Origin of the sequence: Sphingobacterium sp. IITKGP-BTPF85, from assembly GCF_001006065.1 — a bacterium.
Lineage (GTDB): Bacteria > Bacteroidota > Bacteroidia > Sphingobacteriales > Sphingobacteriaceae > Sphingobacterium > Sphingobacterium anhuiense.
Genome location: NZ_ASZT02000091.1, coordinates 1 through 21,778, shown reverse-complemented (window position 1 = coordinate 21,778; position 21,778 = coordinate 1). Strand labels below are relative to the sequence as shown.

Below are 21,778 nucleotides of genomic sequence, written 5' to 3'. Positions count from 1 at the left end.
CCCATCACCCCCAGGCCAATACCTTTCATACGGGATCCGATTAAGATCATTGCCAACAGGATCACAAATTGCACGAATATCATTGCGATATAAATTTAGGATGAATCAAATTTTCGATCGAATAAATCTCATCCCACTTCGCTTGTGTGATCAATTTACGTTCCGTCACTACAATTTCATGAATAGATTTACCTGTTTTTAAAGCTTCTTTTGCGATAGAAGCAGATTCTTCATATCCTAAGATCGGATTCAATTGTGTTACGATCCCGATACTCTGCATCACCAGATTTTTACTATGTTCGACATTTGCGGTAATACCGACGATACATTTATCTTTCAAGGTACCGCAAGCTTTGGTCAAGTATTGCAAAGAAGTAAACAGAGCCATGCAGATGACAGGCTCCATCACATTTAACTGCAACTGACCAGCTTCTGCCGCCATCGTAATCGTAAGATCGGCCCCGATAACATAAAAACAAGTTTGGTTGACCACTTCTGGAATAACCGGATTGACCTTTCCAGGCATGATCGAAGAACCCGGTTGCATTGCCGGCAGATTGATTTCATTAAGACCGCAACGAGGACCACTGCTCAACAGACGAAGATCATTACAGATCTTACTCAATTTTATCGCATTACGTTTCAACGTTCCGCTCAACTGAACCAAAGCGCCAGTATCATATGTTGCTTCGATCAGATCCGCAGCAAGCGTAACGGGCACCTGACTTATCTCAGCTAGATATTGAACACATAACTGTGCATATCCCTCAGGCGCATTCACGCCGGTACCAATTGCTGTAGCTCCCATGTTCACCTCTGTAATTAACTGTGAAGCCTCCCGAATGCGTAGCACATCTTCACCAAGCGTGGTTGCAAAAGCATTAAACTCCTGTCCCAAAGTCATCGGCACAGCGTCCTGCAACTGCGTACGCCCCATTTTTAAAATGCCGTCAAATTCCTTCCCTTTATTAAAAAATGCGCCTTGCAGATCCTCCAAAGCGTGGGAGAAAGCCCCAATTTTAAGATAAACTGCAATTCGAAAAGCAGAAGGATAAGCATCGTTTGTACTCTGCGACAAGTTAACATCGTTATTCGGGTGCAAATATTTATATTCTCCTTTTTGGTGCCCCAGATATTCAAGTCCCAGGTTGGCAATCACTTCATTGGCATTCATGTTACAAGAAGTACCAGCACCGCCCTGAATCAGATCGCTGATAAACTGATCCGTAAACTCACCTGCGATCAAACGGTCGCAGGCATAAGCAATAGCTTCGGCTTTCTTTGCATCCAGAATACCCAGATCTCTATTCGCCAATGCAGCTGCTTTTTTCACAAAACCAAATGCCTTTATAAAAAGAGGCTCACTACCGATGGAAATTCCAGTAATATCAAAATTTTCCTTCGCGCGTAACGTCTGTACACCGTAATAGCAGTCGTTGCTAATTTCTTTTTCACCTAAAAAATCGTGTTCAATTCGAGAAGATGTCATAATCTTTATTATTTAAAATGATAATCGTTTATAATGCTATTAATAACGCAAGAAATAACCTTGCAATGTTTCTTTATCATGTGTATTTAACAAGCCCAGCATCAGCAGTATCCGGGCTTTCTGTGGATTTAGATCATCGGATACCAACGTTCCTAATTCATCATCATTCACTTCTCCATCTTCGACGACCCGACCCGATACACATCTGCTTCCACGACACACCATGATGCCTGTTTTTACAGCCTGTTTTACCTGTTCAGTAAAAGCTTTCGAAAAATTTCCATTCCCTACACCCGCGATTACAATACCCGCGGCCTTTTCTTTTACCAGCAGGTTGAGGTAAGCTGGTGAAGCATCGGCATACATATATGCAATTTCAACCTTTGGGAAGACCGTATTAGCATCTATTTTAAAAGGAGCCAAAGGTTTCACCTGACGGTCTGAAGATTTGTAGAATTCCACTTTTCCGTCAAAAACCTGACCGATTGCACCACTATTAGGTGAACCAAATGCATTGACTTTCGTTGTACTCAATTTGGTCACATCCCTTGAATTAAAAATGGATTCATTAAAAGACACCAGCACACCTCTGCCCTTGCTTTTCACATCAGCCGCCAAGGTTATGGCATCAAATAAATTCTTAGGGCCATCAGCACTGATAGCGGTAGAGGCACGCATGGCGCCGGTCAAGACAACAGGACTATCGTAAGCCACCACCAGATCCAGAAAATAAGCCGTTTCCTCCTGCGTATCGGTACCGTGTGTAATCACAATTCCGTCAGCTTCCTTTTTACTGAAAATCTCATTAATGCGAACCGCTAACTTTTTCCAGATATCCAAACTCATATCCTGGCTACCAACAGAAGAAATCTGTTCACCGCTCACCTCCGCGATTTCGTTGATCGATGGAATACTCCCGATCAATTCAGATACCGGAATCTTTCCTGCAGTATACCCTGCACGATTTGCTGAAGCCCCCTGTCCAGCTATGGTTCCACCCGTGGCCAATATGATGATCTTAGGCTTTTGTCCATAGGCCAACTGCAGAAACAGCAGCAGGGTTAGAGATATCAGTAGTCTTTTCATTGTATTATAATTTGATTGGTTAAAAATTAAATAGCATTCCAAAATTCATCCGCATTGCATTTTTCCCTTTTGTAAGCCCCTCATCAAATTCTAGCTGTTTATAACCGAACTGTGGTTCTAATCCCAGCATCAGATTTTCTAGAACATTGTATGAAAGATTTAAGGTAAACTGATAATTATTCATTTTATTCCAAGGACTTAGCGTATTTTCTCCGCCCGAAAAATGATTATAGGAAGTCATAAGCATCGTATGGAATTTAGGTGTCCAAAAGCGCTGATATGATATAAATCCCGCAGTTACTTCCAATAAATTGAGTACCCCGGGCTGTTCTTCGTGAGCGAAGCCATCCAGTCCCGAACCTCCGATAGCCAAAAAATAATCAGCGATACCACGCCCCATATTCCATTGTGCCTGCAGGTTGTTGACCAATCCTGATTTTTTATTAAAAAAAATACTGGCCATCCCTGTCAGCCCCCAGCCATTGGCTGTCCTGTACCTGTAGTCCGTATCGCCAGTCAATACTTCTTTCGAATCGTAAGCAATATTACGGTAGACGCCTGCTACCTTTAAGAAGCTTCCTCCATCGTAGTCATAGCGCAGTGCACCGATGACGTCAGGAATACGTCGCGGTGCATAATCTACCCCACGATCTATATTGATGGTATAATCATACAATCTGCGGGGTTCCATTTGCTCTATCGCAAGTTCATAACCAGCACCGCCCTTTTCCGTAAATTTGTTTTTATAATTCAATTGAATGCGGCGACTCAGAACCATCCCGGTAGGACCATCCCAGTCCAGCAAACTTGCCGGCCACAGATCCGGATCTCCAAAGGTGGACCAATTCTGTCCCAAAGTAAAGTGATCATACTTAATCCAGGCATGGCGCAGTCTGAACAGTGAAGTCCGATTAGGTCCCCCCTCGAAATCACCTTCCAACATCGCACTGATCTCCTTGCCATTCTTAAGCTGCGTCGTGGAGGCAAAACGTATTTGACTCTGTCGCATGTCAACCCAGAATGCCGGTCTATCACGGCCATAAACATCATTTTCGTGGATTAAAAAAGAACTGTTACCATGCAGGTTACCCTTGATATCGTAGATTCCGTTTAATTTCAAACGACCGATTAAAAAAGAGGTCATTTTAGGTTTCCCATTCAGCGAATCCTTTGTCTCATAACGTATGAGTTGCGCACAAAGGGGCTGTACAAACAGTAAACAACAAGACATTAATATTGCTAATCGGTATTTAGTAGTAATTGGTCTATTCATAAAGACTCTAATCTAAGCCAACAGTAAGTAATCAGTATCCTTTACTCTCAGTTAAACCAATGCCTCCGTTAAAATGTTTTGCAAACTTTCAAATAAGCCACAACACACTTAAAAACAATTAATTACCACCAGTAATCATAAATACAATTTATTTAGATCATATTTCAGTTAATTCTAACCTAATTCAACCACACCCTATTTTATATATTTTCTTAAGACACAAGTCTAGCAGGAAAATTATTAAAAAAGGATAGCAAGACAACTTTATAAAGAATATTGCTATCCCCATCTATGCCATATCATTGTCAACAAATACATTAAACAGCTGTGTTTTTAAATTGCACACAACTTAATTGCAAATAATATTTATATTTGTACCGCAAACAAAATTGACATGAAAGATCTTTTAAAGTTGGACAATCAGCTCTGTTTTCCCCTCTATGCACTGAGCCGGGAAATCATTCAGCGCTACCGCCCTCATCTCGATGAGATCGGACTGACCTATCCACAGTACCTGGTATTGATGGTTCTTTGGGAAAAAGACCAACAGACCGTCAATCAGATTGGTCATAAACTGTTTTTAGATAGCGGTACACTGACACCGTTACTGAAGCGTCTCGAACAAAAACATCTGCTCGTGCGACAACGGAGTACGGTTGATGAGCGGGTTGTCGAAATCTTCCTGACAACAGCTGGAAAAGACCTGAAAAAAGAGGCCAAGTGCATACCGCAGAAATTAATAGAAGAACTGGAGATCAGTGCTGAAGAGATTGAAAGTATGCGCAACATTGCCAATAAAATATTAAAAAGTAAAATAGTAACAGAAGTATAACCTTGATATCAGGAGTAGCTGACAACTGAAAACACCAAAAAGAACAAATCTTTTAGTATCAAAATTGCACGCTTCGTTATCAACATATCATTAAAATTAAAACAATGGCATTAATTGAAGATTTACAGTGGCGCCATGCTACAAAAGCATACGATCCCACAAAAAAAGTAAGTAAAGAAGACATCGAAAAAATTGTAGAAGCGGCACGCTTAGCACCCACTTCTTCAGGATTGCAACCTTTTAGAATCATCGTTGTCGAAAGTCAAGAAGTTCGGGAAAGATTAGTTGCTGGAGCTTTAAATCCAGAGTGTATGCGCGACTGTTCTCATTTGTTGGTATTCGCTGCATGGGACAAGTATACCGAAGAACGCATCGATACCATATACAACCGTACAACAGAAGAGCGTGAATTGCCTGAAGGACGATTCAATAGTTATACAGATATGATCAAAAAGCTATACGCTTCTCAGACTGAAGAACAGCATTTTGTACATACCGCAAAACAATCTTATATTGGTTTAGGCTGGCATTGGCACAGGCAGCGGAATTGCGTGTTGATACTACTCCTGCTGAAGGCTTTAACAATCAGATCGTAGATGAAGTACTTGACTTAGCAAGCTTAGGTTTAAAAAGCGTATCATTAATGTACGTGGGCTACCGTGATGCTGAAAAAGATTGGTTAGCACCAATGAAGAAAGTAAGAAATCCGATAGAGGAATTTGCTATCTACAAATAATAAAAAGCAGGATTAGTAAAATAATACCATGTCCTGCAATCTATTGGCTAATAATAAAGAAAGGGTTATGTTTTACACATAGCCCTTTTCTGTATAGAAACATTGCCATGCTAGGGCAGTCTCGACCTCAATATGATGGAGAAAGATGTATAAAGGTGATTATTGGCACAAGATTAGTATAAAATTGCTATCATTTCATTGCGTAACTTTGGTACAGAAAAGAAACATCTTTTAGCTTTGGCGGTAAGTACCAGAAATATTATATTAGGATCAAGAATGGAAAAACAAGTAAATGCGAACGAATTTGTCGAACGGTTTATGTCCGGCAGTCTGGAACATCTAAAATACATGCAATCGTCAGTCAAAATATTTCGATTGAGCGAAATTGCGCCGTATATTAAATTTCCGACACCGCCTATTTTTCTGGGTTACAATTTACTTGTTCATATAACCGAAGGCTATTTTAAACACCAGATCGGCCCCAAAGAATATGTGGTTCAGGCGCCGGCGATCCTCATGAGCAACTATGGTAATATATCTGTGATCAGATCAGTTGATAAATCAGCCAAAGGACATTGTATTCTGGTCAATGATGCAGCCATGACCTCCATTTTCAGAGAGCAGGAAATTTTAAATATTTTCACCATATCACCGCTTCACAATCTCTCTGCAGCAGATGATCACGATCTGCACCAGCTATTTCGATTACTTTACAAAGAGTTGCATACGGTATCTCCGTATAAAGAACTATTTGAAAGCTTGCTTAAATCAGCACTGTTAAAAATCATCAAGCTTTCCAACACCAACAACATGCTCAACCGCAGTCAGGAGATTGCGATGATGTTTAAGCAACTTGTTCATAAAAATTATCTAAAACAGAAGGAAATCGGATTCTATGCCGATAAATTAGCCGTATCACCCAATTATCTCAATAGATGTGTCTCCTCTGTTTTTAAAAAATCATCAAAGGAACTTATTCTGGAAGTTCTGGTTATGCACAGCCAGCTCCTGCTATTCGAATCCAACAAAAGCATTGCCGACATATGTTATGAATTGGATTTCTCCGATCCGTCCTATTTCTCACGCATCTTTAAGAAAATTGTAGCATGTCACCAACCTCTTATCGAAATAAAGCAAGGTAGTTTCGTGCCACACATGCACGATTTGTCCTAATCTTTATACTAAATAAAACAAAGAGATTGCGTTTTTAGGTTTATTTTTGTACAAAGCGATGGTGAATATGCAATCACTTTTATAAAACTCATGTTAAACCAGAAAAAAATGTATTTTTTGATAACAAGTTTTTTGTTACCTTACTTCAGTACTCACTTCTCATCAGAGAAGTTAGGAGACGCTGAGCAAGAATGGTATCTGCATAAGCCCCTTCGTTATTGTTCATCATTTAATCCTACATTTTAAGATGCTTAACTTTTTAGAACAATCAACCATGACGCAAGATTTTGATATTTACATTTCCTCATTTAAGGAAAGATTATCCAGCTTATTTAATCAGGAATATGACTATAATAACCTTAGTCTATCGCGCGATTTACCGCCTGATTTTTTAAGCAAAATCATGGACATGACACCGCTTGCGGTTGCTATTCCAGAAAGCCATGGTGGTCGTGGAGTACATGTTAAAGAGTGTCTGGGAGTACTAGCTGCCGCTTCGTACGAATCGTTATCGCTGTCCCTTATCTTCGGAATCAACATTGCCCTTTTTCTAGAACCATTAGCGAAGTATGGTAATATCACCGTTCAGGAAAAAGTATTCAAAAAGTTTTTGGAAAACCAGGCAATGGGTGGCTTGATGATCACAGAGCCTGACTTTGGCAGCGATGCGCTCAATATGCGTACTTCTTATGAGCAGATAGGAGATCATTACAGCATACAGGGCCAGAAACATTGGCAAGGTCTTACAGGAGCAGCCGATTACTGGTTGGTGACTGCACGTAAAAGAAATGAAAACGGCGATCTGACCCGTGATATTGATTTCTTTTTAACGGAAGACGCAGCCGCAGAACAAAAAATTGAAGTTGAAAGACGTTACAACAGTCTTGGTCTATATGCTATTCCTTATGGAATCAATAATATTGACATCAAAGTACCCGCAGCACAGCGATTGGTTCCAGAAAGTACCGGGATAAAATTAATGCTGGATACACTGCACCGTAGCAGACTGCAGTTTCCGGGAATGGGTATGGGCTTTATCAAGCGTATGCTGGATGAAGCGATGCAACATTGTCATGAAAGACGTGTTACAGGCATCCGCCTTAATGAAATGGACTCCGTTAAATTTCAGTTATCACGTTTACAGGCAGCCTTTACCCTATGTTCGGCGATGTGTGCATACAGCACCACAGTAAGCTCAATCAGCAATGACTTATCTAGTCATGGTGTAGATGCCAATAGTGTAAAAGCATTCGTGACAGATCTGATGCAGGAAGCATCACAGATATGCTTGCAATTATCAGGAGCAAATGGATACCGCTTAGACCATATTGCCGGCAGAGGTGTTGTAGACAGTAGACCATTTCAGATTTTTGAAGGATCTAATGAAATGTTATATACACAGATTGCTGAAGCAATTGCCAAACTGATGCGCAAAAGCAAAGAAAACAATCTTCTGGCATTCTTAAAACAATATAAAGGGACAGAACTTGCTGCACCATTCTTCAGTGAAATTCTTAATTTCAATCTTCCAGATCAGCCAAAACAACGCGAAATGATGACTTTGGGAAGAATGATCGCACGCGTTGTTTGTTATCAATATGTATTGTTGATCAACAATGCAGGGTTTAACGATAAGATGACCGAAATAACTCGTCAGCATATCAAAATGGACCTAGCTATGTTTGCAGGTCAGTTACATAGCAACAACACAGCAGATCCATTAATGGATTATGAAGAAAATGCGGACTGGATGAAATTCGCATCGTTATAATGAATTAGGACTGCAGTTTCAAAGCATATAGAAAAAGACACATCGTCGTACGATGTGTCTTTTTCTGTTTAGGACTGATTTTAATCGGGTTCATCATCGCAACATAGTCAAGCCTCCCTCCCCCAATGAGCATGTTACCAAATGAATAAGCATAGTGGAATTCATATTTTTAAAAAATATTTTTAAAAAAAATATAGCCCTATTGGATTTAAAAACAATAAATAATGCAGAAATGTCATAAAATCTTAATTTTACGGGAAACCGTAAAATCCCGTTATTAGGAATTTTAACTTTGTATCATTCACATTAAAGGTAGGTGAGAATTTTTATTTACAACGTTTGCAATCGCATCCAGTTTATCCCTAAAATGCTGGATCGACTGCAAACAAATTGATTAATTAGTAATTTTTTACAGATGGTTAACGTACAGGTCCTACGTTAACCATTTTTATTTAAAATAAAATTCTTAATGGGGTTTATTGCTATGATTTACCTAAATTTAAACATAATATAAGGAGCAACTGTTTCTTTGTTATGAAATAATTTAAAAATTCCATTTATGTTGAAGAAAATCATTCTAGCAAGCTTATTCACATGCAGTATTCCGATTCTTGCATTTTCCCAATCACATGAATTGCGGGTAGGTGTTACTTCAGGTTCTTCCAATTTTACAGGACCAGGAAGCGATTCTAGATCATTCCTGAACGGTTCTAGCCCACAGGACTATTATACCAACAATCCTTTTGGAGTAAAGTATGGTATTAACCTGGGCGGAGCGATCAACTACCGCTACGTATTTAGCAACAATTTCTTACTGGGTGTAGAAGGTGCATTTGAACGTTTACAGACTAAAATATATCTTCAAAGCTTAGAAAACACGAATAACATCATAGGCATGACCAAGCTGAACCAGCAGTTTTTAAATTTTAATCCTTTCATTGGCTATCGTTTTTCATTTGAACCTATTACTTTGGATATGCAGTTGGGCGTTGATATCGCCAACACGCTTCAGATAAAAGAAAAAGGAAGTATTGAAGACAATAAAGGCAATGAAACCGAATTTGAAAAAGACAGAGGCAAGGATCTCATGAAAATGGATCTTAGACCCCGCCTACAGTTCAACGTCAATTATAACCGTTATACGGTATTTGCGGGTTACGCCTGGGGTACTAAAAACTACAAAGGGGAGATGGATGGCGCATCCTCATCAGATGCGACCCGTTTAAATGTCTTCCGTCTGGGGCTACAGTTTCAACTCTTAAGACCTTCTTTACAATAATAAAAAGTACGTGCCAAATAGACAGGGATTCGCTTTCTGAATATAAATTCAGAAGCCCTGTATAACTGGTTCGGCAAGGATAGAATATCGGTTTACTTAAATTAAACCGATATCTTTTGAATAAGCAATAAGCTGTTCATTCTTGGAGAATTCTAGCACTTCTTTCATCAGGTTCAATCTTTTCTCGACACTGCTCAGTCCTGATGGCTTTATCTGTTGTTGCTGCAGATGTTGTGGAATATCCTTCTGCAGTATTCCTTTTGCCAGTAGGGCAATGATATGAATATCGAGCGTAGTAAATTCATGTGAATTCTTTTCCCGGATAGACTGTTTAATTTCAGGGGACTGATAAAGTTTATCCTGATGTGCGGCCTGTAAAGCCTCTTTCAGATATTGCGCATCGCGTCTTGCTTTACGCACATAACCATCAATGGCTCTGCTTTTAAACAGTTCATCAATAACAGCAGTCCGACTTTCCGCTGATAACACAATGATCTTTAGTTGGGATTGGATCTCTTTAACTGCCTGAATAAGTGCCAGACCTCCCGATAAACGTTGCGGATTATGATCTTCTTCGAAAGTCAGATCGGTAATCAACAGATCGTAGGGTTCACCATCCCGCTGTGCATTTTTAACCCAGGTAAATGCATCATCACAATAATAGACATATTTTGCTGTCTGGATCCCCAGCTCCTGAAGTGTTTTCTGAACCGAAATATTGGCAATTTCATGATCTTCGGCTATAAGTACTTTTTTAAACATATAATAAGATCTTTTTAAAAAATAGGGATGGACACTTCAACCTTTAGCCCTTTCCCTGCATTATTGACAAAGGTAATCTTACCATCCAAATTAGAAATACGGTTTCCCGTACTGGTAAGACCATTACCTTTTACCTGCGATTCGGGCATTCCTACACCATTATCACTGTAAAAGATACGCAATAGCCCAGGAGACCAGTCAAAACGGATCACCACATCGGTTGCTTGGCTATGCTTGCGCATATTAACCATCAGTTCCTGTAGCACATGATGAACTTCATGCTTGATATGTGCCGTAACCCCCTCCCATTGCTCAGCATTATTTCCGGCAATAATGACCTTTCTATTTTCAGTCACAAAAGATTTCAAAAGTTCAGCAATTTGTTTCTGACAATCCGGCTCCGCATCTGGCGTTATTCCGGTTTCGTAAGAAATATCACGAGATTTCTCATACATCATTTCCAGGCGGTCGAGGATCCCTTCCCTGTCAATATCTTCCCTATTCTCGATTTCTGTCATGACGCGGTAAAGGCCATTGGCTACCACATCGTGAATCTTACGTGAGATAGTGAGCTGATTGGCTTTGATTCTATTTTGTGCCTCAAACTGCATACGTTCTTTGCGTCTCTTATACCATAAAGTACCGCCTACAATAACCGTAACACATAATAAGGAAACGCAGAATGTCCAAATGCGCTGCCTTACGATATTGAATTCTTTCTCCGCATTATCCTTCTGCAGGCTCAAGTTATCTGCCTTATTTTTTTCCACCTCATAGCGAATCATAGTAAACTGATTTTTTGCAACGAGACGTGCTTCCTGAATACTATCGTTCAGAACATTATAAATTTTAAAATAATATTTTGAGGAGTCACTGGGGCTCAATTGAATCAATGTTTTCAGTGCTTTAATTTGATCGTCTGGACTAGCAATTTTTTAGCAATATCATAACGTTTTTTAGCATAAAACAAAGCTGAATCAGGTTTTTGATCTTCATAATATTCTGTTATATGCAGGAAACTAGAATTTTGCCCACGCAGATCATGCTCTTGTTGCCTAATTTTTAATGCTTTTTGGTAGTCATTTATTGCAGGGTAAGTTGCATCCTGCTTCCATTTCACTCTTGTCAGATTGGAAAGCACACGCGCATATTCAACCGCATTTTTATGTGTACCACCGATGATACCATCATATATCTCACGAGCTTTTTTATAATCCCTATTATAAAGATAGGCATTCGCTAAATTATTCCGGTAGATCAGTGTATTTTGCGCATCGTCAGAATATTTAATTGCTAATTCATAGAAGAGAATAGCCTTTGGATAATCATAAAGTTCATCTGTAGAAAGTCCAAGAGCATTGAAATTCATACTGAGAAAACTATGATGTTCAGGTTTATTTTCATCCAGAAAAGGAACAGCCTGCAATGCTGTTTCCTGAGATCCAAAATAGTCTCCCTGCTCCTTTTGGGTAATCGCCATATTGATTAAACACTTGGCTACTTGCAGACTATCTCCTTTTTCCAAAAAGATCTGTTTTGCCGCATTAAAATAGAAGAAAGAACTATCTGCTTTCCCCATTTCGAGATACTCGAATGCCTTATCATAAGCCGGATTATCAATAGGAATTTCCTTTTGAATAACTGCTTGTTGACAGGAATAAAAAAAGACAATAAGTATGTATAAGCTAAAGCGTTTCAATAAGGAACTTATTTTGTTCGAATTTATCGAAATTTTACTGGAAAAACAACCAGACGCTTAAAAACAAAATAAGGCAACCTTGTGTTGCCTTATTTTAACTGATATTTATTTATCCTTATTTACCAGGACGAACAGGACCAGTATTTCCTTCATTGTCCACATCCTGCACAGAGGATAATGCTTGAGGGTGATTTGTATCTGTATTTGAAGGATTGCCAAATAAAAGTGCTAAAATGAAATACCACATTTTTCAAAAAATTAAAAGTCAAAAACCTGGTAGTCCCGCGGCTTCATGCCCGGGGTTACTACAATGTTTTCAGAAGGCCTTCTGAATTTTTTGGGAAGTGAGTGAGCTTCAATCGCGGGAACCAATAACTGCTTCCCAAACCGGTTAAAAACGACCGCGATATCCACTCCTTATGAAATCTTTTCGTCGCTTTCCTAGAAAGAACTAGTCGATTGATCAACTGATTTCGAAATCAAAATTAACGCAGATAAAAAGCTAAACATCAAAGGATTCCGATCTTTCCAACCTTTCCGTTATTATTCCAGAAATTCCGATAGAATTCCGAAAATTCCAGTGCAAAAAAGTGCGTAAAGAGTCTATTATTTACGGTTTTCCGTAAAATCGGGTGCTAGGGTTACTTTAATTTTGGGACAATGTTTGAGTTTGAAGAATTTAAAAAAGAGGTGATAAGTAACTTTAGGGAGTTGCTTTCCCAACATGAGTTAGATCTAAAACTTGAGAATCCCACACCCGGGAATCTAAGAGATTTGAGTTTAAAATTATTTGCAAATGGACTATCGAAAGAAGATACACAGATATTTCAGGATTTCTTTAATCCGATCAAACGATATGATGATCTGGAGACCAGCATCCGTCGATTTCCGTTAGATAAACTGAAACCGCTTAAAAATTTTATAACGGCTAAAACGAGCAATCCCGACGAAAACATCGTCAAACTACTAGCCATACTCACACAGTTTGGTCCAAGACCATTCCATAAATGGCGGGAATTGCGCCATTTAAAAAAGCGAACACCTGAATTTTGCGATCCTGATGATCATGAAAAAACGATCGTACCTGAAGCAAGTACAACAGCAATTGGTCACGAGAGTCAAGAACAGGAAAATCACATAGCGGAAGAGGAAATAGTCGAAAATAAAGAAGTGGAAATAGCTTCTGCGGATAATTCTAGCGACAAGGAGGTTATCGTAAAAAATAAAGACAAAAAAAAAGGGCGGCTTTCCCGGGAGGAAACCCCCAGGGAAAAACCGCCCTCAAAAAGAACGTCTATGAAAGTTCATGTTACTTCTCCAATTTTCAGTTGAAGCAACTGATTTATTTTATGGGTATGATCGCTGGTCTGTTCTTCCTGTATGCTGTATCCCATTTCTTGATCGCAAAACAACGGATGTGCTTGATCGAGGTACAATATGTTTCTGGAGATGATACAACGCAACAACCATACTCAGAGATTATTAAGCTAGATCCTGATCATCCAAATTATATCAAAATAAAAACATATCCTGATACCTTAACAGAAAAAACAATCTACCCCATACAGATCTCTAAAACAAACAATCATGTTCAATTTTCAACTGCCCCAGACGCATCAGCTTTACAGGATCTCAAATTATTAAAGGATCCCAATCATTATATCATACTGCTCTACCCGGGAGAATTTTCCGTCGGACAAAGCATGAGGCGGGGACCCTAAAATGATTTTTATTTACCTTTTAAAGTCAATCTATAAGCGATTAACATAAATGGAATTGTCCCTACCATAACGATTGCCGTAGCCAATAGTGCATCTTTTGAAAAAACCGAAACGATAGCACTCGCTATAAAACAGATTCCAAGCTGAATTGCATTTTGTAAGCCCGCGGCTTTACCCAGATTATTTGGAAAAACACGTAGTGCTTGCGCAACTACAATCGGGTAACATGCACCGTTTGCTAATGCCATACCGCAGAACGGAATCAGTAATAATGTCAATGTAGGTGTCGTCATCACACTCATAGCATATATCGCTAGAAGAGACACGGAATATAAAATCAGTAAAACCGGCATCAGTTTTTTGGTCTCAATACGGTTTGCCAGCGCCCTATAGCCATATCCGCCCATCATAAATGCAATGGTCTGCGGAACAAAGCTCAATCCGATCTGGCTTTCGTCATAACCCAGTTCTTTGAGAAAAAATGGAGAGCCCGTTAACCAGGCAAAAAATGAACCCGAGCAGAATGCATAGAGCAGCACATTGCCAACATACGCTTTAGATTTCAAAAGTGAAAAATAAGATTGTTCTGTTTTTTCAACAGCTTTTGTATCATCCAAAGCATCCGACTTATGTTTACGCATTAAAGTCAAGGTATATAGAATCAGTAGCACGGCTATACCAGCCAGCGTAATAAAAATGGATCTCCATCCAAAATGTTGCAACAGATATACACCCAGCAAAGGAGCCAGAGCCGGAGATAAAGCCACCATGGGCATGATCGTCGCGAAAATTTTATTGGTCTGAGATGCCGGATAATATTCAACAACCAGAGCCTGCCAGCTTACCGCAGCAGCACAGACACCGATTGCCTGCAGCAAACGTAAAACAAGTAACGAAAGGACATCGTTGGTAAAAAAGATACACAAAGAAGCGAGCGTAAACAATGATAGTCCGATGAGGATGGTTTTGGGTTTCCCGATCTTATCGGCTATTGGCCCCAGACCAGCTGTGCAAGAGCATAACCAGCTAAAAATAAACTTAAACTCGCGCTGATACTACTCTTATCTGTCGAAAGATCCAGTCGCATCATATCAAATGCCGGCAGATACATATCCGTTGCCAAAAAACCAATAATACTCAGTCCAACCAAGTAAATCAAAAACAAAAAACTATTCTTTTTCCTATCCAACATATCGTTTTCACTAAATTTCTGCAAAGGTAACAATTTTAATGAAACGTTTAGCAGGAGATGGTCACTGTTTAATTTTGTGAAAAATTAAGTAATTTAAAAAGCCCCACTGCATTCCCATGTAACATTGGAACACCGGACTGATTATATATAGGAATAACCTTCCCCTAAAAAAAGATGGTAGAAAGCTCTTTCTAATTTTTATCAGTCCGAATCCTAATTTTTTGTTCCCAGGTATATGCTAGTAGGTTTTTGTAGCAAGAACAATCACTAGTCTATTTTGGAAATATTATTTGAAAAGTTTTAGAGGAATTAATAAAGTAATTTAAATGGCGCAGAAGCTTATCAAGAAAAAGTATATCATGTATCCTTTTTCGATATACATTTTTTTATTACTACAGCTATTGGAAGTGTTTGTTCTGGCGCATTCTTATAAATTCTGACAAGCGTAGGGTGAGGTGTTGATTATATTTTTTTGAAAATAAAACAGCCTGCCTCTGATGGATGATCTAAGACCATCGTATCTTTATCTTCTTTCCATATCAGGTTGATGATCATAAAATCACCAGCTGCGGCTCCCGTAAAAAATATAGCAAATATTAACAAGAACACATTACCTATAAAAATTGCAATAATGCCTGGCAATAATCCTAAAATAATGGCTGGCATAATAGCTCCTACTATATATTCTTTAACTCTTAAAGGTTCTTTACAATGGCAATAGGGAGTTAACATCTTTAATAAGATTCCAAACTTTATGGATTTAAAACCATGCTTAGCGAAAAGGGCAAAAGTAGCTCCGTGAATTAATTCATGTACAACTATACCGGCAAGTAGAACGATTACAATAGCTATTGAAAAGAGCGGGTTTTCTTTAAAGCTCTCCACAAATAATCCAATAAAATCCAGTTCACCCCATATCAAATAAAAGGGAAGACCATATACTAAAATGATGGGTATGAATAAGAGCAGAGAAAAAATATTTGCCTTGGCTAGATCAATAGTTCGAATCTCCTTTATATAATTTTCTAATAAATTTTGTTCCATATACTTACTCAATAACGTAATTTCATTTATAGAAGTTTAAATAAAAGTTCACCACAGTAATACCCAATTTTATAAATTGCAAATACTGAAATTGTTGCTATTATAATGAATCTTTTATTCTTTACGTATAGCTGTAAAATATTATTTAATCCCATAAATGTGTCCTATTATTTATTTTGCAATCAACTACATCCCATTTCATCTTTTACTCCTTAGAAAGTTAATGCTATTGAACGAACTGAAATACGTAAGTAATGATAAAATAAATTAATATTCCTACTATTGCTGCTAGCAAATAATAAATCTTTTTATTCATAAATTTAAATTGACATAAATAAAGCGATTATTCAGAGAATTCGACCATCAACTTGAGTGATCTCATAAGTATCCAATTCTTGAACATCGATTGATTTTAATTCTAAGTTATTCATTTTTATCTTTATAAAAAAATTATTCATACTCTATTTCTAAGGTTATTTTCGTAATTATTGTTTTCCTGGAGGTCGAAACTATCCTCTCTTTGTGCTAGATGGTTGGCTAACTGCTTTGTTGATTGGCAATACTAAATTACAATTGCTCAATGCTCAAAAAAGCATTGGCGATATTTTCTGAAAGTTAACATTGTTCTGCCGAAATATGTCTGATCTTTCCTTTCCAGCATACCTGAAGTCTTGACCTTTCCATGTTCTTTACCAAAGATTATATTCTTAACAATATGTGTTGGCAATATTATGGGTATTTACATTTTGGAAAAACTCATGTTATCATAACTCATGAGAAATAACACGGAGCTATATGATCACAAATAAGTAAAGCCACATCTCTCAACGTGGCTTTACTGCACATATATAATAATTAAACAGTAAACAGTTCTTTTCAGATTAAAATCTATTGCAAGCTCATGTGCTAATTGTAATCCTTCTTATTTTTTGTTGATCAGATATCCTTCCGGTTATCATCCGAATCCATGTCAATCAACTTATTATACGGATCGATTCCAACCTGAAGAGGCAACTCGTCGACCACAAGTGTTATTTTATTATTGATCTGATCGATCCTATGTTTTTTCAGATACAATTCCTGTGTTGAATGGCCATCTTTCTTATTTGTTTTTGCAAACACACCGATCTCAATGTAGTCCCTTAAAGGCAATGACTCCACTGTGTCTTTATCCGATTTCTTAAATGAAATGGGTTTATTGTCTTTATCATGATAACTTTTCTTTCCATTCTCATCCACACGATATTTGGCAACCTCAAATTCAATATCGACCTGATACTTACCATTTTTCATTTTTTTAGCAGTAACTTTTTCAACCTTATTATTATATAAAGTGATGGTCTCAAACATATCCTTAATCAGATACTGCAATGAATCGGGTGTCGCTTGTTTAAAGTGCTCCACAAACTCCAATGATGTTGTATAGGGTGGATTTTGAAAAGCCGTATGTTCCAGATAGGTTTTAGCAGTCTTATTGAAAACATCCTCACCCAGATAATCACTTAAAGCATACAGCACCAAGGAACCTTTCTGGTAGTGGATATACATTTGATTTTCATTGAACATGAGCGGCCTCTCGCCCAATTTCTCAGCGCTTCGTCCTGTTAGATACCCGTCCAATGCATCTTTTAGAAATTTGCGCATCTGCCCCTTACCATAACGTTTTTCCAACACTTTCAACGAAGAATACTCCGACATGCTTTCCGATAGCAATGTAGCTCCCTGTACATTCGCACCTACGACTTGATGAGCCCACCATTGATGTGCAATCTCATGTGCGGTTACCGCATAAGGATAATCCACCGCATCTTCATTTTTCTCCTTTACATCAGCAATAAACCCGATAGCTTCTGAAAAAGGAATGGTATTGGCAAATGATTGAGCAAAGGTTCCATCGGTAAGCGGAAACTCGACAATACGCAACTGACGGTGCGGATAAGCACTGTATTCTTGGCTATAATAAGCCAGAGATGCCTTACTGGATGCCATCATGCGGTCCAGATTGAACGTATGTCCTTTATGATAATATACTTCCAGCTTCACGCCATTCCAGTTGTCTTTCTTCACTTCATATCGCGCAGAATTAAAGGCGTAGAAATTGAGAATCTCCGTATCCATCTTGTAGTGGTAATATTTACGACCACCCTTTTCCCATTCCTTAGTCAAGTAACCTGGTGCTATGGACAACTGATCCAAATCCGTACTCACGATAGCCTCAAAACGAATCCAATCGGCATCATTCGAAATATAATTGTTTTGCAACGCTTTCTGATCTGTTGGTGGTGCCATCCGATTTCGATGTGGCAGTCCGTATTTCTTTCGGATATCGTTCTCGACCAATTCCCCCCTATCCAAATATCCAATATTTGGGAATTGCATATTGTTGATAAAAGTACCATTGCCTTTGACTGGAGATCGTTCATTCACCCAAGTATTGCGCGGGCTTTGGGTACTGAAATTCAAAGTAATGGAATCACCTGGAGCAAGCGGTTGCTGTAATTTATAGATGTTAAAATTGTACTTATCATCTTCCGAAACTAATGTATTGGGCACACTAAACGAGAACTTGTAATCGTAATCATTATAATTGACAAAAATCGAATCAATGGCTACCCCGGTCTTATTTTTCAATACATAAGCTACCTGTGCCTTAAAGCTTCGCTCTTTCGGGTAGATATCCATATTGAATTTAACATCCACAACCCTAGGCTGTGGCCGGTATTGATATTTTTTGTATTTCTTTTCCCATTCAACAGCCTGTTTTTCATGATCTAAACTGGTGTAATAAGGTTTTTTAATATTATTTTCATAATATATACCAGCTCCCATAGCGATAAATCCGACAAGACTGACCGTGATTATCGCAGTAATAGTAGGATTTAAATTACTTTTTAGGATCAGCCATCTTTCCTTGATTCCTGAGAACAGACCTCTTCGCCATAGTAATAACGAAATGGTCACGAAGAAGACGGAAAATAAAAGCCAATATAACCTATAGGTCAAGAACGGCAACACATACCCGAAGCCATCCATATCCGAATAATCAAGTCCAGGTCCCTGATTAAATTTGTAAATATTCTGTTCCACTCCCATTGCCGAAAGAAAAGGCAATGCGATAAACAAGAGCAAGAGTACAAAAAAACCCGTCAAATAATTTTTAAACAAAGTATGGACAAACACAGAGACAAACAACCAAGCTATATTGGAAAGCATGCCATACACCATGAGGTTCATCACATATTGTCCGATTTCAAAAGTATAATACCCATGATATACCTGAAAGGCCATACAAGTCACGATAACAACCAGTAACAAGGCCAGCTGCATTTTGATAATAGCAATTAAAGTTGATAAAAGTAAAACCCAGTTCGGGACAGGACTCGCATCAATCAATCCCCCCATACGGCTAATGTTCCCTCGATGAATCAGCAAACCTGTAAACAGGAAAGTCAATATCAACAGAAAAAACTTAAATGTGGATCCAGGTATCATCAGCATTTTCCAAGTAACAGGATAAGTCGATGTTCCCGAAATAGAACCGACGGTACTTGCCATTAAGATAACAAAGAGGATCCCTACCAATGTCAAAATCATAAATACAGGATTTTTGACAATGTAACTGAAGTTGTATCTCGCCAATGCCCATGAAGTTTTAAAATAGTGAAAAGCTGAAAAATTATATTTCACCACCGGAAGATCCATTCTAAAAATACTTTCAAAATTATTTTTAGTCACGCGTTTACCAATTTTACTCGTTTTAAATGTAAAAGCTTGTTGAGAAAACGAAAAGAACAAGTAAAAACCACCAATAAAAAGTGAAGATACGGCTAGCCATATCAATCGGTTATAGATCACCGCTCCAGTAAAAGGAAGATTTCGGATATCTTTTTCTGCTGGAGACCAGTATTGTGTATAGTAGGAAATGGCACTATCCCCAAATGGATCGATCAATGCACCGAGGTAACGGTTATCCATATCAGCTGTAGTACTTTGCACCACCGCTTGCAGCAGGAGTAAAATCAATACTGCAACAAAACCCACATATACATTTCTAGTCAGTGTCACCAATACAAAAATAATGGAACTGAAAATTATCAGGTTGGGGATGACCTGAATAAGATAGGTCTGAAAATAGGCAAATACATGTACCGGCCCCAATAAACTTTGGTTAATACCGGGAACATACTGCGCAACTATAATCCCTAGTGTAGAAGTCAATACGATGATTAAGACTACTGAAAGTGAACCAAAAAACTTACCCAGTAAATAATCAGTCTTGGTAAAGGGATAGCTAAAAAGAATGCTATGCACATTGTATTGAAAGTCCCGATAGACAGAAGCCCCCACAATGGTTGGGATCAGAAAATAAATGAGATTAGACATCCCATTAATCATTTCGCTGATCGCCAGAGGTGAGTTCATGATTGTATTGGAAGATGTTGTCGCGGTAATACCATCAAAGATACCAAGTGCAGACAGCATGATGAACAGTGCTAGCACAAAGAACAGCAACATGTAGATATAGATGGTACTATTCTTAAACCAGCGGGTGAACTCAAATTTAAAAATAGTGCTAAACATGGTGTTGATCTTTTTTAAGGGCGACAAAATAAACATCTTCCAGTTGTCCATCAGCAGGAACAAAAGATTCATCAGGACATAGATCGCTATACACGCGAATATTTAAGGTATTATCCTGATTATAGTTGGTCGATATCACATTATATTTTTGGGTGTACTCATCCAGTTGTTCCCGGGTGATGATACGTACCCAAATCTTCCCGGACAGTTCATCTATTGTTTCTTTCGGAGTCCCCCTTAATAAGATCTTACCTCCATTCAGGATGGCCATTTCATGACACAGTTCACGTACATCATCTACGATATGCGTAGAAAATATAACCGTATGATCCGTGCCGATCTCGCGCAGTACATTGAGAAAACGGTGTCTTTCTGCAGGATCAAGTCCGGCAGTAGGTTCATCCACAATAATCAATTTGGGATCGTTCAATAGCAGTTGAGCAATACCAAATCGCTGTTTCATCCCACCAGAATATCCACTGACACTTTTATGGCGTACATCCCACAGATTGGTCACTTCAAGAACACGGTTGATGATTTTTTGGCGATCAGCACCTGAAGAAATACCTTTAAGACGAGCAAAATATTGTAATAGATCTACAGCCGAAAGTTTGGGATAGACTCCAAATTCTTGCGGGAGGTAGCCCAGTACTTTTCTCAAGTCCATCTGGTTTTTCAGCACATCAATCTGATCAAAAGTAATTGTACCACTATCCGGTCTTTGAAGTGTCGCGATAGTTCGCATTAAAGAAGATTTACCAGCTCCATTTGGCCCTAAGAGACCAAACATACCTGGTTTAATTTCAAGAGTGACATCATCTAAGGCTTTTACACCATTCGGATAGATTTTACTGAGGTTTGTTATAGATAAATTCATAAATAAGTTAGCTGATAATAATCGATTAGTCGATTGAATAAAAAAATTGTTACAACAATATAAAAAGAATATCTCAAATTAAGTTTTCGAAGAACCTTCATATAGACTTATTTAATACTCTTTTTACTCAATAAAACCTATTGGATCTGACTTAATAACTGATACCCGATTTACCCTAGTCCATGTCCTATTTTATAAATTATGTATCAAGAAAATGGACAATAAGATTGATTTTTGAAGTTTATTGTAAAAAGCTAAAATTT

General features: G+C 38.4%; 20 protein-coding genes. 8 read left to right on the top strand and 12 right to left on the bottom strand.

Features of this window, described 5'->3' with window-relative positions:
• Positions 1-79: 79 nt before the first annotated feature.
• From aspA to L950_RS16715, 3 genes are read right to left on the bottom strand one after another with little or no spacing between them, the layout of a single operon-like run.
• Positions 80-1,492 (bottom strand): aspartate ammonia-lyase, encoded by a 1,413-nt coding sequence (gene aspA, locus L950_RS16725; protein ID WP_410528133.1) that lies wholly within the window; start codon positions 1,490-1,492, stop codon positions 80-82.
• A gap of 36 nt (positions 1,493-1,528) precedes the next feature.
• The gene (locus tag L950_RS16720) at positions 1,529-2,575 is read right to left on the bottom strand and encodes a type II asparaginase (protein WP_031287148.1); all 1,047 of its coding nucleotides are present in this window, start codon (positions 2,573-2,575) and stop codon (positions 1,529-1,531) included.
• A gap of 19 nt (positions 2,576-2,594) precedes the next feature.
• A complete protein-coding gene (locus L950_RS16715) occupies positions 2,595-3,848 on the bottom strand; it encodes a hypothetical protein (RefSeq protein WP_156169731.1) in 1,254 nt (417 codons plus the stop codon).
• Positions 3,849-4,242: 394 nt separating this feature from the next.
• On the opposite strand from L950_RS16715, the gene L950_RS16710 reads away from it, so the two are divergent.
• From L950_RS16710 to L950_RS16690, 6 genes are all read left to right on the top strand, one after another.
• Entirely contained in the window at positions 4,243-4,680 is a 438-nt protein-coding gene (locus L950_RS16710; protein WP_021188245.1) for a MarR family winged helix-turn-helix transcriptional regulator, read from the top strand.
• A 104-nt stretch (positions 4,681-4,784) separates the two neighbouring features.
• Positions 4,785-5,276 carry a nitroreductase family protein gene (locus L950_RS16705; protein WP_231577354.1) on the top strand — a complete coding sequence of 164 codons (492 nt, stop codon included), beginning with the start codon at positions 4,785-4,787 and terminating at the stop codon, positions 5,274-5,276.
• Positions 5,228-5,416, top strand: a complete 189-nt coding sequence (locus L950_RS33640; protein WP_231577353.1) for a hypothetical protein — start codon at positions 5,228-5,230, stop codon at positions 5,414-5,416. Before L950_RS16705 ends, L950_RS33640 begins: the two co-directional genes overlap by 49 nt.
• 276 nt (positions 5,417-5,692) lie before the next feature.
• Entirely contained in the window at positions 5,693-6,589 is an 897-nt protein-coding gene (locus L950_RS16700; protein WP_046792062.1) for a helix-turn-helix domain-containing protein, read from the top strand.
• A 247-nt stretch (positions 6,590-6,836) separates the two neighbouring features.
• Entirely contained in the window at positions 6,837-8,360 is a 1,524-nt protein-coding gene (locus tag L950_RS16695) for an acyl-CoA dehydrogenase family protein (RefSeq protein WP_021188243.1), read from the top strand.
• 559 nt (positions 8,361-8,919) lie between these two features.
• Positions 8,920-9,639 (top strand): outer membrane beta-barrel protein, encoded by a 720-nt coding sequence (locus L950_RS16690; RefSeq protein ID WP_021188242.1) that lies wholly within the window; start codon positions 8,920-8,922, stop codon positions 9,637-9,639.
• Between the two features lie 96 nt (positions 9,640-9,735).
• Here L950_RS16690 and L950_RS16685 read toward each other — a convergent pair whose 3' ends face one another.
• The 4 genes from L950_RS16685 to L950_RS35655 all read right to left on the bottom strand — a co-directional run bounded on the left by L950_RS16685 (position 9,736) and on the right by L950_RS35655 (position 12,347).
• Positions 9,736-10,401: a response regulator gene (locus L950_RS16685; RefSeq protein WP_021188241.1), complete on the bottom strand. Its 666-nt coding sequence runs from the start codon at positions 10,399-10,401 to the stop codon at positions 9,736-9,738.
• 14 nt (positions 10,402-10,415) lie between these two features.
• On the bottom strand, positions 10,416-11,294 hold the full coding sequence (locus L950_RS26825; RefSeq protein ID WP_052764445.1) for a sensor histidine kinase: 879 nt from the start codon (positions 11,292-11,294) through the stop codon (positions 10,416-10,418).
• Between the two features lie 5 nt (positions 11,295-11,299).
• On the bottom strand, positions 11,300-12,100 hold the full coding sequence (locus tag L950_RS26820; protein WP_052764444.1) for a tetratricopeptide repeat protein: 801 nt from the start codon (positions 12,098-12,100) through the stop codon (positions 11,300-11,302).
• Positions 12,101-12,215: 115 nt separating this feature from the next.
• Positions 12,216-12,347, bottom strand: a complete 132-nt coding sequence (locus tag L950_RS35655) for a hypothetical protein (protein WP_021188240.1) — start codon at positions 12,345-12,347, stop codon at positions 12,216-12,218.
• Positions 12,348-12,760: 413 nt separating this feature from the next.
• On the opposite strand from L950_RS35655, the gene L950_RS16675 reads away from it, so the two are divergent.
• Together L950_RS16675 and L950_RS16670 are read left to right on the top strand one after the other, a co-directional pair.
• Complete coding sequence (locus L950_RS16675; RefSeq protein WP_021188239.1) at positions 12,761-13,432, top strand: hypothetical protein; 672 nt, start codon at positions 12,761-12,763, stop codon at positions 13,430-13,432.
• Complete coding sequence (locus L950_RS16670) at positions 13,429-13,821, top strand: hypothetical protein (RefSeq protein ID WP_021188238.1); 393 nt, start codon at positions 13,429-13,431, stop codon at positions 13,819-13,821. Before L950_RS16675 ends, L950_RS16670 begins: the two co-directional genes overlap by 4 nt.
• A gap of 8 nt (positions 13,822-13,829) precedes the next feature.
• Here the strand turns inward: L950_RS16670 and L950_RS16665 are convergent, their stop codons facing one another.
• The 5 genes from L950_RS16665 to L950_RS16650 form a co-directional block, all read right to left on the bottom strand.
• Positions 13,830-14,765 (bottom strand): Bcr/CflA family efflux MFS transporter, encoded by a 936-nt coding sequence (locus tag L950_RS16665; protein ID WP_231577352.1) that lies wholly within the window; start codon positions 14,763-14,765, stop codon positions 13,830-13,832.
• A gap of 44 nt (positions 14,766-14,809) precedes the next feature.
• Positions 14,810-15,013, bottom strand: a complete 204-nt coding sequence (locus tag L950_RS30395; RefSeq protein ID WP_197086486.1) for a hypothetical protein — start codon at positions 15,011-15,013, stop codon at positions 14,810-14,812.
• Positions 15,014-15,475: 462 nt separating this feature from the next.
• On the bottom strand, positions 15,476-16,057 hold the full coding sequence (locus tag L950_RS16660; protein ID WP_021188237.1) for a DUF3267 domain-containing protein: 582 nt from the start codon (positions 16,055-16,057) through the stop codon (positions 15,476-15,478).
• 936 nt (positions 16,058-16,993) lie between these two features.
• Positions 16,994-20,638 (bottom strand): ABC transporter permease/M1 family aminopeptidase, encoded by a 3,645-nt coding sequence (locus L950_RS16655; protein ID WP_021188236.1) that lies wholly within the window; start codon positions 20,636-20,638, stop codon positions 16,994-16,996.
• The gene (locus tag L950_RS16650) at positions 20,631-21,515 is read right to left on the bottom strand and encodes an ABC transporter ATP-binding protein (protein WP_021188235.1); all 885 of its coding nucleotides are present in this window, start codon (positions 21,513-21,515) and stop codon (positions 20,631-20,633) included. Before L950_RS16650 ends, L950_RS16655 begins: the two co-directional genes overlap by 8 nt.
• Between the last annotated feature and the right edge of the window lie 263 nt (positions 21,516-21,778).

What these genes read in the sequence shown, in the direction of transcription:
- L950_RS16715 (WP_156169731.1), bottom strand. Translation starts at nt 3,848, where the DNA reads ATGAATAGACCAATTACTACTAAATACCGATTAGCAATATTAATGTCT.
- L950_RS16710 (WP_021188245.1), top strand. Translation starts at nt 4,243, where the DNA reads ATGAAAGATCTTTTAAAGTTGGACAATCAGCTCTGTTTTCCCCTCTAT.
- L950_RS16685 (WP_021188241.1), bottom strand. Translation starts at nt 10,401, where the DNA reads ATGTTTAAAAAAGTACTTATAGCCGAAGATCATGAAATTGCCAATATT.
- L950_RS16650 (WP_021188235.1), bottom strand. Translation starts at nt 21,515, where the DNA reads ATGAATTTATCTATAACAAACCTCAGTAAAATCTATCCGAATGGTGTA.
- L950_RS16695 (WP_021188243.1), top strand. Translation starts at nt 6,837, where the DNA reads ATGCTTAACTTTTTAGAACAATCAACCATGACGCAAGATTTTGATATT.
- L950_RS35655 (WP_021188240.1), bottom strand. Translation starts at nt 12,347, where the DNA reads ATGTGGTATTTCATTTTAGCACTTTTATTTGGCAATCCTTCAAATACA.
- L950_RS30395 (WP_197086486.1), bottom strand. Translation starts at nt 15,013, where the DNA reads ATGTTGGATAGGAAAAAGAATAGTTTTTTGTTTTTGATTTACTTGGTT.
- L950_RS16655 (WP_021188236.1), bottom strand. Translation starts at nt 20,638, where the DNA reads ATGTTTAGCACTATTTTTAAATTTGAGTTCACCCGCTGGTTTAAGAAT.
- L950_RS16700 (WP_046792062.1), top strand. Translation starts at nt 5,693, where the DNA reads ATGGAAAAACAAGTAAATGCGAACGAATTTGTCGAACGGTTTATGTCC.
- L950_RS16705 (WP_231577354.1), top strand. Translation starts at nt 4,785, where the DNA reads ATGGCATTAATTGAAGATTTACAGTGGCGCCATGCTACAAAAGCATAC.
- L950_RS16720 (WP_031287148.1), bottom strand. Translation starts at nt 2,575, where the DNA reads ATGAAAAGACTACTGATATCTCTAACCCTGCTGCTGTTTCTGCAGTTG.
- L950_RS16690 (WP_021188242.1), top strand. Translation starts at nt 8,920, where the DNA reads ATGTTGAAGAAAATCATTCTAGCAAGCTTATTCACATGCAGTATTCCG.
- L950_RS16660 (WP_021188237.1), bottom strand. Translation starts at nt 16,057, where the DNA reads ATGGAACAAAATTTATTAGAAAATTATATAAAGGAGATTCGAACTATT.
- L950_RS16675 (WP_021188239.1), top strand. Translation starts at nt 12,761, where the DNA reads ATGTTTGAGTTTGAAGAATTTAAAAAAGAGGTGATAAGTAACTTTAGG.